The organism is Metapseudomonas phytobenefica (assembly GCF_043392685.1).
Taxonomy (GTDB): domain Bacteria; phylum Pseudomonadota; class Gammaproteobacteria; order Pseudomonadales; family Pseudomonadaceae; genus Metapseudomonas.
The window spans coordinates 13,968-30,227 of the sequence record NZ_JBHZGM010000020.1 but is presented as its reverse complement, the minus strand read 5'-3'; the positions used below and the strand labels follow the sequence as shown (position 1 = coordinate 30,227).

The following is a 16,260-nucleotide window of genomic DNA, read 5'->3' as shown; positions in this document are numbered from 1 at the left end:
GGAGACGGGCGCGCAGTTTAAGGCCTGGCGCGCCGTCCGTGTTACCTGTCAGCCCGGATCGCGATGGTTCGGATGCAGGTCCGCCACCACCGGCACGCTCACCGACTCGCGGGTGGCGATGTCGATGCCTTCGCTGGCCACCTCGGCGAGGAAATCGATCTGTTCCCCGGTGATCACGTAGGGCGGCAGGAAATACACCACGTTACCCAGCGGACGCAGCAGCGCGCCGCGCTCCAGGGCGTGCTGGAAGACTTTCAGACCGCGGCGTTCCTGCCAGGGGAAGGGCGTCTTGCTGGCCTTGTCCTGGACCATTTCGATGGCCAGCACCATGCCGGTCTGGCGTACTTCCGCCACGTGCGGGTGGTCCGCCAGGTGGGCCGTGGCGGTGGCCATGCGCATGGCCAGCTTGCGGTTGGCCTCGATCACCTTGTCCTGCTCGAAGATGTCCAGGGTCGCCAGGGCGGCGGCGCAGGCCAGCGGGTTGCCGGTGTAGGTGTGCGAATGGAGGAAGGCGCGCAGGGTCTGGTAGTCGTCGTAGAAGCCTTGGTAGACGGTCTCGGAGGTGAGCACCGCGGCCATCGGCAGGTAACCGCCAGTCAGGGCCTTGGACAGCACCAGGAAGTCCGGCGCGATGCCGGCCTGCTCGCAGGCGAACATGGTGCCGGTGCGGCCGAAGCCGACGGCGATCTCGTCGTGGATCAGGTGTACGCCGTAGCGGTCGCAGGCTTCGCGCAGCAGCTTGAGGTACACCGGGTGGTACATGCGCATGCCGCCGGCACCCTGGATCAGTGGCTCGACGATCACCGCCGCGACCTCATCATGGTGTTCGGCGAGGGTGCGCTCCATGTGGGCGAACATGGCGCGGGAGTGTTCTTCCCAGCACATGCCGTCCGGGCGCAGGAAGCAGTCCGGGCTCGGCACCTTGAGGGTGTCCAGCAGCAGCGATTTGTAGGTTTCGGTGAACAGCGCGACGTCGCCCACCGACATCGCCGCAACGGTTTCGCCGTGATAGCTGTTGGTCAGGGTGACGAAGCGTTTCTTGCGATCCAGACCCTGGTTGCGCCAGAAGTGGTAGCTCATCTTCAGCGCCACTTCGATGCCGGAAGAACCGTTGTCGGCATAGAAGACCCGGTCCAGGCCCTTGGGGGTGATCCTGACCAGGCGCTCGGACAGCTCCACTACCGGCTGGTGGCTGAAGCCGGCGAGGATCACGTGCTCCAGCTGGTCCACCTGATCCTTGATGCGCTGGTTGATGCGCGGATTGGCGTGGCCGAAGACGTTGACCCACCAGGAGCTGACGGCATCCAGGTAGCGCTTGCCCTCGAAGTCCTCCAGCCAGACGCCTTCGCCACGGCGGATCGGTACCACCGGCAGGCGTTCGTGATCTTTCATCTGGGTGCAGGGATGCCAGAGCACGGCGAGGTCGCGTTGCATCCAGTCGGCATTGAGGCCCATGACTCGTTCTCCTGTTGCGATCGGCGAAGCCTATGCAATGCGGCCGGCCCGGACAAGCAGAACGCCATTGGCTACCGGCAAGGCACTTCTGGTCCGGCCGTCGGGGCTGGCGTATCCTGCGCGCCAATTTCGAACGACGCTGCTTCACAGGGGGATTCTTCATGTCTGCAGCCTGGCGCGCCTTGGCGCTGATCATTGTGGGGGGGCTCAGTGCGACAGCGCTGGCCAAGGACAAGCAGCCGTCGGCCATCGTCATTGGCGGCGGCATAGCGGGCCTCACTTCGGCCTACGAGTTGCAGCAGAAGGGCTGGCAGGTCACCGTGCTGGAGGCCAAGCCGAACATCGGTGGCCGTTCGGGTCTGGCCTCCAGCGAGTGGATCGGCAGCGCCAGGCTGCAGCCAAGCCTGTATCGCTATCTGGATCAGTTCAAAGTGAAGGCCGTGCCCGCCCCCGATTACGTGCGCACTCCCGGCTACCTGGTGAACGGCCGCTACTTCTCCGAGGCCGACCTGCTCAAGGAAGCACCGAGCACCGTGGAAGGCCTGAAGCGCTTCGACAAGAGCCTGGATGACCTGGCCGCCTCGATCGATGACCCGCTCAAGCCGCTGGCCAATTACACCCTGCAGACCCTCGACTCCATCACCGTCGCCCGCTGGCTGGAGAAGCTGAACCTGGCGCCTACCGCCAAGGCCCTGGTGGTGCAGCGCATCCGCTCGCGCTATGACGAGCCGTCGCGCCTGTCGCTGCTCTACCTGGCCCAGCAGGCCCGCGTCTACCGTGGCCTGCCGGATACCGAAATGCGTGCTGCGCGCCTGCCCGGCGGTAGCCAGGGCCTGGCCCAGGCCATGGCCAGGCAGATCAGGACCATCAAGACCAACGCCCGCGTTTCCGCCATCGTGCAGGAGCAGGAAGGCGTCACCGTCAAGGTCGGCGGCACCGGCTACAAGGCCGATTACGTCGTGCTCGCCGTGCCGCTGCCGGCGCTGGGCAAGATCAGCATGACCCCTTCCCTGTCCGCGCTGCAGCTGCGCGCCCTGAAGGACATCAACTACGGCTGGCGCGACCAGATGCTGCTGAAGTTCAAGAAGCCGGTCTGGGGCAAGAGCCGGCTTTCCGGCGAGGTCTACAGCGATCAGGGCCTGGGCATGCTCTGGGTCGAGCCGGCCTTGAAGGGTGGCGCCAACCTGCTGATCAACCTGTCCGGCGACAATGCGCGTCTGATGCAGGCCTTCGGCGACCGGCAGATGGTCGACCAGGTGCTGATCCGCTTCGACAAGCATTTCCCCGGCGCCCGCGAACAGTTCAAGGGCTACGAGCTGCGCCGCTACGGCAAGGACTCTCTGGCCGGCGGTGCCTACCTGGCCTACGGTCCGGGCGAGATCAGCCTCTACTGGCGCATGTGGGAGCAGCCCCTGGGGCGCGTGGTGTTCGCCGGCGAACACACCGATGCGCTCTATCCGGGCACCCTGGAAGGCGCATTGCGCAGCGGCCAGCGCGCCGCCGGCCAGGTCATCGACCTGAAGGCCGGCAAGACCGTCGCTCCGCAGGAAACTGTGGCCGAAGCCGCGCCCAAGGCCTCCTCCACGTCCACCCGGGAAGAGAAGAAGGGCTTCTTCTCCCGCTTCTTCAACTGATCCCGGCCCCGGGCGGCGAGCCACCTCGCCGCCTGTCTCCTCCGACGCGCCGCTCGGTCGCGTCCTACGAACTTTCAGGCATTCCCTTCGACAAAATCCTGCAAAGGTTCAGTGGCCGTAAAGATCGTATTGCTCGATATTTCAAAGCAAAATTTTCCGCTTTAATTCGATAGATTAACCGCTAGGCTAAATCACCCGTATTTACCCGGCCCGTGTTTCCAAGGATTCATTTCATGCAATGGCGTAACTCCCCGTCCCGCTTCGGTCTGGTCAGCATCGTTCTGCATTGGGGGGTGGCCATCGTCTTCGTCGGCCTGTTCGCCCTGGGCCTGTGGATGGTCGGCCTGAACTACTACAGCAGCTGGTACAAGACCGCGCCGGATATCCACAAGGGCGTCGGTATCCTGCTGTTCCTGGTGATGCTGGCGCGACTGGCCTGGCGTTTCGTCAGCCCACCGCCGCCCGCGCTGCCCAACCACGGTCCGATGACTCGCCTGGGTTCGAAGGTCGGCCATCTGGTGCTCTACGTCGGCCTGTTCGCCCTGATGATTTCCGGCTACCTGATTTCCACCGCCGAAGGGCGCGGCATCGCGGTCTTCGGTCTGTTCGAGGTGCCCGCCACCCTGACCGCCATCCCCGACCAGGAGGATGTCGCCGGTGCGATTCACGAATACCTTGCCTGGGGCCTGCTGATTTTCGCTGGCGTCCATGCCCTGGCCGCCCTCAAGCACCACTTTATTGATCGCGACGCGACCCTGACCCGCATGCTCGGTCGCGCCGCCAAGTAACGTCGCAACCTCTCAATAAGGAGATTCATCGATGCTGAAGAAAACCTTCGCTGCCCTGACCCTGGGTGCCGCGCTCTTCGCTGGCCAGGCGATGGCCGCTGACTACGTGATCGACAAGGAAGGCCAGCACGCCTTCGTCAACTTCAAGATCGGCCACCTGGGCTACAGCTACATCTACGGTTCCTTCAAGGACTTCGACGGCACCTTCAGCTTCGACGAGAAGAACCCGGAGGCCAGCAAGATCAAGGTCACCCTGAAGACCGCCAGCGTCGACACCAACCACGCCGAGCGTGACAAGCACATCAAGAGCGGTGACTTCCTGAACGTCAGCAAGAACCCCACCGCCACCTTCGAGTCCACCTCGGTCAAGTCCACCGGCGAGGGTACCGCCGACGTGACCGGCAACCTGACCCTCAACGGCGTGACCAAGCCGGTGGTGATCAATGCCAAGTTCGTTGGCCAGGGCGACGACCCTTGGGGCGGCTACCGTGCCGGCTTCGAAGGCACCACCACCATCAAGCTGAAGGACTTCGACATCCAGAAGGACCTCGGCCCGGCCTCCCAGGAAGCCCAGCTGATCATCTCCTTCGAGGGCGTGCGCTCCTGAGCCTGCCTTCCCGCAGCAGCAGAACGCCGGCCAAGTGCCGGCGTTTTGCATTGCAGGAACGAATTCATTTGAACCCGGGAACCATGTCCCTGGGAGCAATCCGGTAGGGGGCGCGCGGCGCACCCTTGTACGATTCGGGCCAAGCTGAAGCGGCGGCTACCGAAAGTCCAGAATCCACGAACGTGGACGCTTGCTCGCGGCTACGCGCAGCATCGCGATTGAAATTTGCGGAAACGAAAACGCCGGCGCTTGGCCGGCGTTTTCGTGGGCGGGGGGAACTCAGCGATTGCGGGTCAGCAAGGCCGGTTTCTCGCCGCGCGGGCGGCTGCTCTGTTGCAGTTCGTCCAGTTGCTCCGGAGTTGGGAAACGGTCGGCGCGGGACTCTTTCATGATGATCTTCGGTGCCGGCTTGTTGGCACGGGGATCCTGCACGGCCGGTTCGTCGCGACCACGGGACACCAGCTGATCGTCACCACGGCGGGGGCCACGGCCCTTGGCCGCCTTGCCCTGGCGCTGCTGGCCCTGCTTCTGGCCACCCTGGCGTTGGCCCTGGTTGCTGCCACGGCCCTGACCGCCGCCGCTGCGACCCTGACCCTGAGCGCCACCACTACGGCCCTGGCCTTGGCCCTGGCCGCCACGGCGCTGGCCGCGGACCTGGTCCTTGGGCGGATAGGGGCTGACGTAGTCGACACGATTGCCGAAGTTGTCGATCTCGTCGTCGAGGAACTCTTCCGGATCGCGGTCGGCGGCCGGTTGCGGCGGGAACACCGGCTTCGGCTGCCTGGGCTGTTGCTGTTGCTGTTGCTGTTGCTGACGCTGGCCGGCGGCCTGCTGGCCTTGCTCCTGATCCTGGCTTTTGCCCTTGCCACGACGGCGATTACGGCTCTTGCGCGGCTTGCCTTCAGCGCTGCCTTCGGCCTTGGCTTCTTTCCCTTCGGCGGGTGCCTGCGGTGCGGCGGCCTTGGTTTCGCGCTTGGGCTTGTCGGCGCGCGGCTGGCGCTCGGGGCGTGGCGGGCGTGCCTCGGGGCGCTCGGCCTCGACGGTCGCCGGGTCGAAGCCCTGGGTATCGCCGTCCGGGATCTTCTGCTTGGTCAGGCGCTCGATGGCCTTCAGCAGTTTCTCTTCATCCGGAGCGACCAGGGAGATGGCTTCACCGCTGCGCCCGGCACGGCCGGTACGGCCAATGCGGTGCACATAGTCTTCCTCGACGTTGGGTAGCTCGAAGTTGACCACATGGGGCAACTGGTCGATGTCCAGGCCACGGGCGGCGATGTCGGTGGCCACCAGGATGCGCACGTCGTTGGCCTTGAAGTCGGCCAGGGCCTTGGTGCGGGCGTTCTGGCTCTTGTTGCCGTGGATCGCGGCGGCGGCCAGGCCGTGCTTGGTCAGGTACTCGGCGAGGCGGTTGGCGCCGTGCTTGGTACGGGTGAAGACCAGCACCTGCTCCCAGGCGCCGACCGTGATCAGGTGCGCCAGCAGGGCGCGCTTGTGGCTGGCGGGGAGACGGAACACGCGCTGCTCGATGCGCTCCACCGTGGTGTTCGGCGGGGTCACTTCGATGCGTTCGGGATCGTGCAGCAGCTTGTTGGCGAGGTCGACGATGTCTTTCGAGAAGGTTGCCGAGAACAGCAGGTTCTGGCGCTTGGGCGGGAGCTTGGCGAGGACCTTCTTCACATCGTGGATGAAGCCCATGTCGAGCATCCGGTCGGCTTCGTCGAGCACGAGGATTTCCACATGGGAGAGGTCGACGTTGCCCTGGCCGGCCAGGTCGAGCAGGCGGCCGGGGCAGGCCACCAGCAGGTCCACGCCCTTGGACAGGGCCTGCACCTGGGGATTCATGCCGACGCCACCGAAAATGCAGGCGCTGACCAGTTTCAGGTCACGGGCGTAGAGCTTGAAGCTGTCGTGGACCTGGGCCGCCAGTTCGCGGGTCGGTGTCAGGACCAGTACGCGCGCCTGGCGCGGGCCATGACGCTGGGATTTGTCGTGGTGCCCGTTGGGGAACAGCAGTTCCAGGACGGGCAGGGCGAAACCGGCGGTCTTGCCGGTGCCTGTCTGGGCCGCAACCATCAGGTCGCGACCTTGCAACACGGCGGGAATTGCCCGCTGTTGCACGGGAGTGGGCTGGGCGTAGCCGGCGGCTTCGACGGCGCCGACCAATGCCTCGGAGAGACCGAGGGAGGCAAAGGACATGGGAGATCCTGTGTGAGTGCTAAGGGGCTGGCCCGATAGGGTGATCGTGTCTGGCTCGAATCACGGCGATGGCGCGTGATCCCGACCGGTCCTGCTGGCTCTGGGGTGGCTCAGCATCCGGGCGTATGCCTGACGGAGCGCCGAGTATAACAGTTCCGCGAGAATGTACAGCCCTCACGCTGCTCAACGGTTACCGAAGGTTTCCCGCACCCGGTTCACGGTAGCGCGCCACCAGCTCGGCGTAGGCGGGCTCCCGCTTGAAGCGCCTGAGCGCCTCGCCGAAACGCACGGCGAGCCTTTCCAGGTGCGGCGTGCGGCGAAATGCCAGGTACTGGCGGTCACGGCTGACCACTTGCGGGTGCTGGCCGATTTCCGCCGCGAGCCCCATCTGCTGGATCAGGTAACGACCGGCGCGGCGATCATTCACCACCAGGTCGACCCGGTCGCGCACCAGCTTGCCGAGGTTCGCCTCGTGGGTCGGCGCCGGTTCACGGATGAACAGCGGGGAGGTCCGGAAGACCTGGTTGGCGTACCAGTAGCCAGGGGAAACCCCGACCTTCAGCCCCTGCAGGTCGGCCATGCGCCGGAACGGGTAGGGGCGCTGCCGGGCGTAGAACAGGACGAACTGCACGTCGGAAAGCGGCTCGCCGGGAAAGGCCATCCAGGCTTCGCGCTCCGGCGTGCGGAAGATGTCGAGCACCCCGTCGGCCTGTCCGCTTTCCAGCGCCGTCAGGCAGCGTTTCCAGGGCATCAGGTTCCACTGCACGTCGATCCCCAGACGCTTGAGGACGACGCTGCTGGCCTCGTAGTCCAGGCCCCGGAGCTTGCCTTCCTCCTCATAGACATAGGGCGCCCAGGGTTCGCTGACGATACGCAGGGCATCGGCCCAGGCGATTTGGCCAAGGCAGGCGGACAGGACGACAAGGAGGATGCGAAACAGTGGCATGTGGCCAGATTACGTGGCGGCAGGCGCGCTGGAAAGTAAGCCGAAGAGCAAAGATTTCCAGGCTGTGATCGCCGTCGCCAACGACTCCGCTCGGGGAGAGCATTCATCGGCGATTGAAGTCGCACGGGACGCGGAAAAGAAAAAGGCCAGGACAATGCCCGGCCTTTTCGACTTCCACGGCGAACTCAACGCGGCAGGTTGAGGTTCTTCCAGATCGCCAGGCTGGGTTCGGCCTGGTTCAGGGTGTAGAAGTGCAGGCCGGGGGCGCCGCCTTGCAGCAGCTGTTCGCACATCTGGGTGATCACCTGCTCGCCGAACGCCTGAATGCTCTGCGCATCATCGGCGTAGGCCTCCAGTTGCTTGCGGATCCAGCGCGGGATTTCCGCGCCGCAGGCGTCGGAGAAGCGGGCCAGCTTGCTGTAGTTGGTGATCGGCATGATGCCCGGTACCACCGGGATATCCACGCCCAGCTTGCGCACGCGCTCGACGAAGTAGAAGTAGCTGTCGGCGTTGAAGAAGTACTGGGTGATCGCGCTGCTGGCGCCGGCCTTGACCTTGCGCACGAAGTTGGCGAGGTCGGTCTCGTAGCTGCGTGCCTGGGGATGCACTTCCGGGTAGGCGGCGACTTCGATGTGGAAGTGGTCGCCGGTTTCCGCGCGGATGAACTCCACCAGCTCGTTGGCGTAGCGCAGCTCGCCGCTGGCCATGCCCATGCCCGAGGGCAGGTCGCCGCGCAGGGCGACGATGCGCTGGATGCCGGCATCCTTGTAGTAGGCCAGCAGGGCGCGCAGTTCGGCCTTGCTGTCACCGACGCAGGACAGGTGCGGCGCGGTGGGCACCTTCACTTCGCCGTCCAGCTGCAGGACGGTCTGCAGGGTACGGTCGCGGGTGGAGCCGCCGGCACCGTAGGTGCAGGAGAAGAAATCCGGCTGGTAGGCGGCCAGGTTGCGGGCGGTGGCCATCAGTTTTTCGTGCCCGGCTTCGGTCTTGGCGGGGAAGAATTCGAAGCTGTAACGGCGTTCTTGCGACATAGAGATTCCTTCGGAGCTGCAGGCTTCAGGCCGCAGGCTGCAGGACTGGCTTCTGCCTGCCGCCTGTAGCCTGCCGCCTGTGGCTTTAGTAACGGTAGGTATCCGGCTTGAACGGGCCTTCCACGGTCACGCCGATGTACTCGGCCTGCTGTTTGGTCAGCTGGGTGATCACGCCGCCGAAGCCCTTGACCATTTCCAGCGCCACTTCTTCGTCCAGCTTCTTCGGCAGCACTTCCACGGTCAGGCGCTTGGCCTTTTCGTCGGCCGGCAGGTCGGCGAACTTCTGCTCGAAGAGGTGGATCTGCGCCAGCACCTGGTTGGCGAAGGAGCCGTCCATGATGCGGCTCGGGTGGCCGGTGGCGTTGCCCAGGTTCACCAGGCGGCCTTCGGCCAGCAGGATCAGGTAGTCGTCGTTCAGCGGATCGAAGCCGTCCTTGCCGGTGCGGTGGATCTTGTGCACCTGCGGCTTGACCTCTTCCCAGGCCCAGGTCTTGCGCATGAAGGCGGTGTCGATCTCGTTGTCGAAGTGGCCGATGTTGCAGACCACGGCGCGCTTCTTCAGGGCCTTGAGCATGTTGGCGTCGCAGACGTTGACGTTGCCGGTGGTAGTGACGATCAGGTCGATCTTGCCCAGCAGCGCGGCGTCAACGCTGGTTTCGGTGCCGTCGTTGATGCCGTTCTTGTACGGGGAAACGACTTCGAAGCCGTCCATGCAGGCCTGCATGGCGCAGATCGGGTCGACTTCGGAGACCTTCACGATCATGCCTTCCTGGCGCAGGGACTGGGCGGAGCCCTTGCCCACATCGCCGTAGCCGATCACCAGGGCCTGCTTGCCCGACAGCAGGTGGTCGGTGCCGCGCTTGATGGCGTCGTTGAGGCTGTGGCGGCAGCCGTACTTGTTGTCGTTCTTGCTCTTGGTCACCGAGTCGTTGACGTTGATCGCCGGGACTTTCAGGGTGCCGGCCTTGAGCATGTCGAGCAGACGGTGCACGCCAGTGGTGGTTTCTTCGGTGATGCCGTGAATCTTTTCCAGCATCTGCGGGTATTTCTTGTGCAGGATCTCGGTCAGGTCACCGCCGTCGTCCAGCACCATGTTGGCGTCCCAGGGCTGGCCGTCCTTGAGGATGGTCTGCTCGATGCACCATTCGTACTCTTCCTCGGTCTCGCCCTTCCAGGCGAACACCGGGATGCCGGCGGCGGCGATGGCGGCGGCGGCCTGGTCCTGGGTGGAGAAGATGTTGCAGGAGGACCAGCGCACTTCGGCACCCAGCGCGACCAAGGTCTCGATCAGCACGCCGGTCTGGATGGTCATGTGGATGCAGCCGAGGATCTTCGCGCCGCGCAAAGGTTGCTGGGCGGCGTACTTGCGGCGCAGGCCCATCAGGGCGGGCATTTCCGATTCGGCGATGATCAGCTCGCGGCGGCCCCAGGCGGCCAGGGAAATGTCGGCGACCTTGAAGTCGGTGAAACCGGCAGGCGTCATGACAGCGCTCATGTAAGAGTCTCCATTCGTAGTGTGCGAATGGGCGCCGTTGATGCGTTTTGGCAACGCCCCTTCCGAGCCTGACAGGCGGCGCCTGATTCGAATCAGGCCCCACTTGCTGCAGCGCCCCTCGGAAGGGAGGCGGGAACGGCCGGGCAGCGCCGACCGTTTGAAAAACTTGCGGATTATAGCGGCGCCGGCGGGCAAGCCCAAGGCTTTCCGTCGCCCGCGCAGGCATCTATGGGGGCCATTGAAAGCCTTGTCGGGACAAGCCTCGCGGGGCCGGTCATGATGCGTCCCATCCCACAGAAGGAGGACGCTGCATGAATTTCCATACGCGCAAATGGATCAAACCCGAAGACCTCAACCCCAATGGCACGCTGTTCGGCGGCAGTCTGTTGAAGTGGATCGACGAGGAAGCGGCCATTTACGCCATCATCCAGCTCGGCAACCAGCGCGTGGTCACCAAGTTCATCTCCGAGATCAACTTCGTCAGTTCGGCGCGCCAGAGCGACATCATCGAGCTGGGCATCACCGCAACCGAGTTCGGCCGCACCTCGATCACCCTGTGTTGCGAAGTGCGCAACAAGATCACCCGCAAGAGCATCCTGACCATCGACAAGATGGTCTTCGTCAACATCGGCGAGGACGGCCTGCCGGCGCCCCACGGCAAGACGGAGATCACCTACATCAAGGACCGTTTCAAGGACGACGAGTCGTCTGCCTGAATCTGGTGCGCCTGCTGCGTGGGGCTGCCCTGTAATGGGGCGCTTCACGCTTGTCGCCGCCGGCCAGGCGCTCTAGGCCGATGTTGGCCGCCTTCTTGCTGTGCAGCCGCCAGCCCTGACTGAAGTTCCGGGGCAGGCCCGGCAAGGAGGCACCCATGTCCGCCACATCCGCTTTCGATTCGCTGCTCCGTTGCGTGGGGCTGCGTACCCTAAACCAGCAATTTCTCTTTTCCTACGCGCTGATGTTCCTGCTGGCGGTTACCGCCTCGGTGGCGCTCTACCTGAGCATGTCGGTGTCGCCGGAGACCATCAACGTCGCCGGTGCCCAGCGCATGCTCAGCCAGAAGATGACCAAGGAGGCGCTGCTGCTGCGCCAGGGCGCCATTGCCCGCTCTACCCTGGACGCCACCATTGCCCAGTTCGACCAGGCCCATCGCGACCTGCTGAGCGGGAACCCGGCGCGCAACATCAGCGCTATCCAGGTCCCGGCGGTGGCAGAGCAAATGCGCCTGGTGGGCCGGCTCTGGGCGGATTTCCGACCGCAGCTGGAGCGTCCGGACAGTGACCTCGCAGCTCTGGAAGGCGCCTCGCTCGAACTGCTGAAGGAAATGAACAAGGCGGTCGGGCTGATGGCGGCCCATGCGGAAAGCTCGCAGCGCCGGCAGATGTGGCTGGCCTTCGCCTGTGTGATCGGCCTCCTCCTGCTGGTGGTGCTGGGGCGGCAATTCGGCCTGCGGCCGTTGATCCAGCGCCTGACCGGGCTGGAGGCGGCGCTGACCCGCGTGGGGCAGGGTGACTTCACCCAGCCTCTGGAGAACAGGCGCCAGGACAACGAAATCGGCCGGATCGTCGCCGGCTACAACCGCATGCGCGAGCAGGTGCGCGGACTGCTGGGCCAGGTCAAGGAGACCGGCGGCCATACCCGCCAGCACGTGGAAACCGTGGTCGCCGCCGCCCATGCGGCCAATGACGGGGTGCGCCTGCAGCACGAGAACCTCGACCAGGTCGCCACCGCGATGAACGAGATGAGCGCCACCGTGGCCGAGGTGGCCCGCCACGCCGCCCATGCCGCCGAGTCGGCGCGCAATGCCGATAGCTGCGCCAAGTCCGGCCAGCGGGCCGTGCAACGCAGTGCCGAGCTGATCGGCGAGCTATCGGAGCAGATGGCGGCTAGCGCCGGGCAGATGAACCTCCTGCGCAATGAGACCGAAGGCGTGGGCAAGGTGCTGGAAGTCATCACCGGCATCGCCGAGCAGACCAACCTGCTGGCGCTCAATGCCGCCATCGAGGCCGCCCGTGCCGGCGAGGCCGGTCGCGGATTCGCCGTGGTGGCCGATGAGGTGCGCACGCTGGCCAGCCGTACCCAGCAATCCACCGGCGAGATCCAGGCGATGATCCAGCGCCTTCAGGGCGGTGCCCAGCAGGCCGTTGCCGCCTTGCAGGACAGCAACCGGCTGGTGCGGGAAAACCTCGATCACATCGAGCAAGCCAGCGAAGTGCTCGGCAGCATCGTGGTTGCGGTGGACAACATCAGTGCCATGAACACCCAGATCGCCACCGCCGCCGAACAGCAGAGCCAAGTGGCCCAGGACATAGACCAGCGGGTGACGGAAATCTCCAGCCTGGCCGAGCGCAGCCGGGATGACGCCTGCAGCGTGATGCAGGCCAGCGAGCGGATCCGGGGAGAGGTGCTGGAACTCAACGGCCATCTGGACCAGTTCCGCACCTGAGGCCGGTGTGCCCGGTTCGTCGGATTTCCGCGCTGCACGGCATGGGCGGTGCGACAAACTGTCGCCTGGCTTGGCAATTGCCGGGCGGCTGGGAGTACCCTGTCGCCCGCCTCAAGTCCGACCCGTGATCCTGCCGATGAATGCCAATAAGATTTTCATCCTTGCTGCCGTTTGCCTGAGCCTTGCCGCCTGCGGTGGCGTGGACCCCAATTCGCCGCTGGGCAAGCGCCAGGCGATCTTCAAGGAAATGCTGCGCACCAGCGAAGACCTCGGCGGCATGCTGCGTGGCCGCGTCAATTTCGACGAGCAGCGCTTCGCCACCGGCGCCACCAGGCTCGATGAGCTTTCCCGCCAGCCCTGGCAGCACTTCCCACAGGCTCCGGAAGGCGACGCCGACAGCGCCGCCCGCGATGAGGTCTGGCAGCGCCAGGAGCGCTTCAAGGAACTGGTGCGCGAACTCGAAGCCAGTACCGGCCAGCTCGCCAGCGCCGCCCAGGCCGGTCCGTTCACCGCCCAGGGCATCGCGCCGCTGGTGCAGAAGGTGGAAGACAACTGCGAAGCCTGCCACAAGGAGTTCCGCGCCTACTGAAGCGCGGAAAATCCGTCCACCCCGGCCGCTTCAAGCTGTTCGGCCAGCATTCGTACCTCGGGATGCTGGAAGAACTCCGCCAGTTGCCGCGCCTTGCCCGGCCCGATTCCCGCCTGCCGCTGCCATTGCGCTGGCGTCCTGCCCGCCAGCGTTGTCCAGTCCCCTTCCGGTTTCGTGGACGGCGGTAATCCCAGGGCCCTCAGCCATTGCCCGAAAGGCCGACTCCGGGCCTCCTGGAAAACCTGTGCCAGCGAAGCCGCGCGAGTCGTGCCGATGCCCGGCCTGGACTCCAGTGCAGCGACATCCAGATCAAGCCAGTCCAACAGTCCATCCAGCTCCAGGCGCGCCCAGGTTCCGCGCCCCAGCCCGTTCAGGCCTAGGCCCTTGGGACCGCCCAGCCACTCAAGGCGCGAGAGGAACTGCTCGCGGCAGCCGGGCTCCGCACGAAAGCAGCTGAGGGCGTGATAGCGGCCGGGCTCCGGCGCTTCCACCGGCGGGCGCGAGGTGGCACGCAGTACCACGGAATCCAGCTGCGGAATGGTCAGTCCGGCCAGGGCGATGGCGACCTGATCGCCGGGACGGATATCCAGTTCCCTCCAGCGTTTCAGGGAGCCGAGGCCGACGCGCTGGATGCGTCGGCCATCGAGTTCGACCGGTTTCAGCTTGAGCAGGGGCGTGACGCGGCCGGTGCGTCCCACCTTGAACTCTACCGAGCGCACCTCCGCCAGGGCTTTGCCGAACGGGTACTTCCACGCCACGGCCCAGTTCGGTGGTTGCGGCTTCCACTGCCGGGCCGCAGGCCGCGCGCCCTGGCGAATCACGATGCCGTCGCTGGCGAACGGCAGCGGCGAGCGGTACCAGCGTTCGCGCCAGGTGGCGATGTCGTCTGCGCCGGCGACGGGCTGGGTGAGTGCGCTGGCGTCGGCAAAGCCCATGGCCTGCAGGCCGTGCAGGCGCTCTTGCATCTGTGCCGGGCCGTCCGGCCAGTCCCAGACGAAGAGGCCGATGCCGGCGGCATCCTGCTCGGCCAGCGTGCGCCGATTGAGCAGCCCGGCCACTTTGCCGCGTGCACCCTGGCCGCCCCGTTCGGCCTGTACGTGGCCGTCCAGTCGCCAGTAGAGCTCGCCTTGCAGCACGCCGTCGCCGATGCCGGGCCGGTGCGTGGGAATCGCCGGGATGCGCCGGGCCTGGGCGGTCCAGTCCTGGCCGTGGCTGCCGTCGCCGCGGCTGATGGCCTGCACCAGCCGGTCCTGGCGGTAAACCAGGGTGACGGCCACGCCATCTACCTTGGGCTGGACCCAGAGGTCGCGGCGCTGACCCAGCCAGCGGCGCAGGTCGTCGAGGTCCCGCAGCTTGTCCAGGCCGGTCTGGGGGACCGGGTGACGGACCTTGCCGTCACTGGCGGCCAGAGGATCGCGAAGCGGCAATGCGACAGTGGGGAAGCACTGGTTCAGGCGCGCAAGACGGGCGCGGGCCTGGTCGTAGAGTTCGTCGTCCACCATCGAGCGGCCTTCGCGGTGGTAGGCGCGGTCCCAAACGGCGATGCGCTGGTCGAGGGCCGAGAGTTCGGCGCTGGCGCGGGCGGCCGGCCAGTCCGGACAGGCATTTGCCAGCGCGAGGCAGGGCAGGAGGAAGGGCAGGGACATCCAGGTTTTCATGGCGAGCCTCCGTGCTCGTGGGGGAGGCGGCCAGTCTAGGAAGCGGGCGCATCGGCGGGCGCTGAATCCCCTGTGGGTCCAGGCCGCGACAAGTGTGGAGGGATCGCCGAGGAAGGCTTCGTATCTCTGCAGGTTGGGTAGAGGTACGAAACCCTGCCGGGCATCGCCCCCAGAAGCAAGAAGCCCCGCACGTGGCGGGGCTTCCTGCTGAACGGTCGAGGCTTAGAGGCCGGCGGCAATGCGCAGGGCTTCGGCCTTGTCGGTCCTTTCCCAGGTGAATGCGGTGAAGGTGTCGTCACCGTAGGTCATTTCAAAGGGATTGCGGCCGAAGTGGCCGTAGGCCGCGGTCGGCTGGTACATCGGGTGCAGCAGGTCGAGCATGGTGGTGATCGCGTACGGACGCAGGTCGAAGTGCTCGCGGACCAGCTGGACGATCTTCTCGTCGCTGATCTTGCCGGTGCCGAAGGTGTTGATCGAGATGGAGGTCGGCAGGGCCACGCCGATGGCGTAGGACACTTGGATCTCGCAGCGCTCGGCCAGGCCGGCGGCAACGATGTTCTTGGCGACGTAGCGGCCGGCGTAGGCAGCGGAACGGTCAACCTTGGACGGGTCCTTGCCGGAGAAGGCGCCACCACCGTGACGGGCCATGCCGCCGTAGGAGTCGACGATGATCTTGCGGCCGGTCAGGCCGCAGTCGCCCACCGGGCCGCCGATCACGAAGTTGCCGGTCGGGTTGATGTGGAACTGGGTGTCCTTGTGCAGCAGTTCGGCCGGCAGCACGTGCTTGACGATCAGCTCCATCACGCCTTCGCGCAGGTCGGAGTACTTCACGTCCGGGTTGTGCTGGGTGGACAGCACGATGGCGTCGATGCCGACCACCTTGCCGTTCTCGTAGCGGCAGGTGACCTGGCTCTTCGCGTCCGGACGCAGCCACGGCAGCAGGCCGGACTTGCGGGCTTCGGCCTGGCGCTCCACCAGACGGTGGGAGAAGCAGATCGGGGCCGGCATCAGCACGTCGGTTTCGTTGCTGGCGTAGCCGAACATCAGGCCCTGGTCACCGGCGCCCTGGTCTTCCGGCTTGGCGCGGTCGACGCCCTGGTTGATGTCCGGGGACTGCTTGCCAATGATGTTCAGGATGCCGCAGGTGGCGCCGTCGAAGCCGACGTCGGAGCTGTCGTAGCCGATGTCGATGATGACCTTGCGCACCAGCTCTTCCAGGTCGACCCAGGCGGAGGTGGTGACTTCACCGGCGATGATCGCAACGCCGGTCTTGACCAGGGTTTCGCAGGCAACGCGGGCGTGCTTGTCCTGGGCGATGATGGCGTCGAGGACGGCATCGGAAATCTGGTCGGCGATCTTGTCCGGATGGCCTTCGGACACGGATTCGGAGGTAAACAGGGAGTATTCGCTCATCTATC

General features: G+C 65.6%; 14 protein-coding genes and 1 riboswitch. Of the genes, 7 read left to right on the top strand and 7 right to left on the bottom strand.

The window, feature by feature from the left end; genetic code table 11:
- Nucleotides 1-48: 48 nt before the first annotated feature.
- Complete coding sequence (locus ACFW0B_RS16560; RefSeq protein WP_449149994.1) at nt 49-1,455, bottom strand: adenosylmethionine--8-amino-7-oxononanoate transaminase; 1,407 nt, start codon at nt 1,453-1,455, stop codon at nt 49-51.
- Nucleotides 1,456-1,616: 161 nt separating this feature from the next.
- Here ACFW0B_RS16560 and ACFW0B_RS16555 point away from each other — a divergent pair, with 161 nt between their 5' ends.
- The 3 genes from ACFW0B_RS16555 to ACFW0B_RS16545 all read left to right on the top strand — a co-directional run bounded on the left by ACFW0B_RS16555 (nt 1,617) and on the right by ACFW0B_RS16545 (nt 4,484).
- Nucleotides 1,617-3,089: a flavin monoamine oxidase family protein gene (locus ACFW0B_RS16555; RefSeq protein WP_449149992.1), complete on the top strand. Its 1,473-nt coding sequence runs from the start codon at nt 1,617-1,619 to the stop codon at nt 3,087-3,089.
- Nucleotides 3,090-3,322: 233 nt separating this feature from the next.
- Complete coding sequence (locus tag ACFW0B_RS16550) at nt 3,323-3,877, top strand: cytochrome b (protein WP_449149990.1); 555 nt, start codon at nt 3,323-3,325, stop codon at nt 3,875-3,877.
- Nucleotides 3,878-3,908: 31 nt separating this feature from the next.
- Nucleotides 3,909-4,484 carry a YceI family protein gene (locus tag ACFW0B_RS16545; RefSeq protein ID WP_449149988.1) on the top strand — a complete coding sequence of 192 codons (576 nt, stop codon included), beginning with the start codon at nt 3,909-3,911 and terminating at the stop codon, nt 4,482-4,484.
- A gap of 279 nt (nt 4,485-4,763) precedes the next feature.
- On the opposite strand, the gene ACFW0B_RS16540 is transcribed toward ACFW0B_RS16545, so the two are convergent.
- Together ACFW0B_RS16540 and ACFW0B_RS16535 are read right to left on the bottom strand one after the other, a co-directional pair.
- Nucleotides 4,764-6,677, bottom strand: coding sequence for a DEAD/DEAH box helicase (locus tag ACFW0B_RS16540; protein WP_449149986.1), 1,914 nt, complete (start codon nt 6,675-6,677; stop codon nt 4,764-4,766).
- Between the two features lie 190 nt (nt 6,678-6,867).
- Nucleotides 6,868-7,623 (bottom strand): substrate-binding periplasmic protein, encoded by a 756-nt coding sequence (locus ACFW0B_RS16535; protein WP_449149984.1) that lies wholly within the window; start codon nt 7,621-7,623, stop codon nt 6,868-6,870.
- Between ACFW0B_RS16535 and ACFW0B_RS16530 the strand changes: the two genes are divergently transcribed.
- Nucleotides 7,622-7,825 (top strand): hypothetical protein, encoded by a 204-nt coding sequence (locus tag ACFW0B_RS16530; protein ID WP_449149982.1) that lies wholly within the window; start codon nt 7,622-7,624, stop codon nt 7,823-7,825. The genes ACFW0B_RS16535 and ACFW0B_RS16530 overlap by 2 nt on opposite strands.
- Here the strand turns inward: ACFW0B_RS16530 and metF are convergent.
- Together metF and ahcY are read right to left on the bottom strand one after the other, a co-directional pair.
- Nucleotides 7,809-8,654 carry a methylenetetrahydrofolate reductase [NAD(P)H] gene (gene metF / locus ACFW0B_RS16525; protein WP_449149980.1) on the bottom strand — a complete coding sequence of 282 codons (846 nt, stop codon included), beginning with the start codon at nt 8,652-8,654 and terminating at the stop codon, nt 7,809-7,811. The two genes, ACFW0B_RS16530 and metF, sit on opposite strands and share 17 nt — an antisense overlap.
- 85 nt (nt 8,655-8,739) lie before the next feature.
- Nucleotides 8,740-10,149 (bottom strand): adenosylhomocysteinase, encoded by a 1,410-nt coding sequence (gene ahcY / locus ACFW0B_RS16520; protein WP_449149978.1) that lies wholly within the window; start codon nt 10,147-10,149, stop codon nt 8,740-8,742.
- 22 nt (nt 10,150-10,171) lie between these two features.
- Nucleotides 10,172-10,275: riboswitch (S-adenosyl-L-homocysteine riboswitch) on the bottom strand.
- A gap of 185 nt (nt 10,276-10,460) precedes the next feature.
- Here ahcY and ACFW0B_RS16515 point away from each other — a divergent pair.
- The 3 genes from ACFW0B_RS16515 (at nt 10,461) to ACFW0B_RS16505 (ending at nt 13,184) form a co-directional block, all read left to right on the top strand.
- Nucleotides 10,461-10,865: an acyl-CoA thioesterase gene (locus ACFW0B_RS16515; RefSeq protein WP_449149976.1), complete on the top strand. Its 405-nt coding sequence runs from the start codon at nt 10,461-10,463 to the stop codon at nt 10,863-10,865.
- A 155-nt stretch (nt 10,866-11,020) separates the two neighbouring features.
- Nucleotides 11,021-12,595, top strand: a complete 1,575-nt coding sequence (locus ACFW0B_RS16510; RefSeq protein ID WP_449149974.1) for a methyl-accepting chemotaxis protein — start codon at nt 11,021-11,023, stop codon at nt 12,593-12,595.
- A gap of 136 nt (nt 12,596-12,731) precedes the next feature.
- Complete coding sequence (locus ACFW0B_RS16505; protein WP_449149972.1) at nt 12,732-13,184, top strand: c-type cytochrome; 453 nt, start codon at nt 12,732-12,734, stop codon at nt 13,182-13,184.
- On the opposite strand, the gene ligB is transcribed toward ACFW0B_RS16505, so the two are convergent.
- Nucleotides 13,178-14,842 carry an NAD-dependent DNA ligase LigB gene (gene ligB, locus ACFW0B_RS16500; protein WP_449149970.1) on the bottom strand — a complete coding sequence of 555 codons (1,665 nt, stop codon included), beginning with the start codon at nt 14,840-14,842 and terminating at the stop codon, nt 13,178-13,180. The genes ACFW0B_RS16505 and ligB overlap by 7 nt on opposite strands.
- 222 nt (nt 14,843-15,064) lie before the next feature.
- Complete coding sequence (gene metK / locus ACFW0B_RS16495) at nt 15,065-16,255, bottom strand: methionine adenosyltransferase (RefSeq protein ID WP_449149968.1); 1,191 nt, start codon at nt 16,253-16,255, stop codon at nt 15,065-15,067.
- Nucleotides 16,256-16,260: the final 5 nt, after the last annotated feature.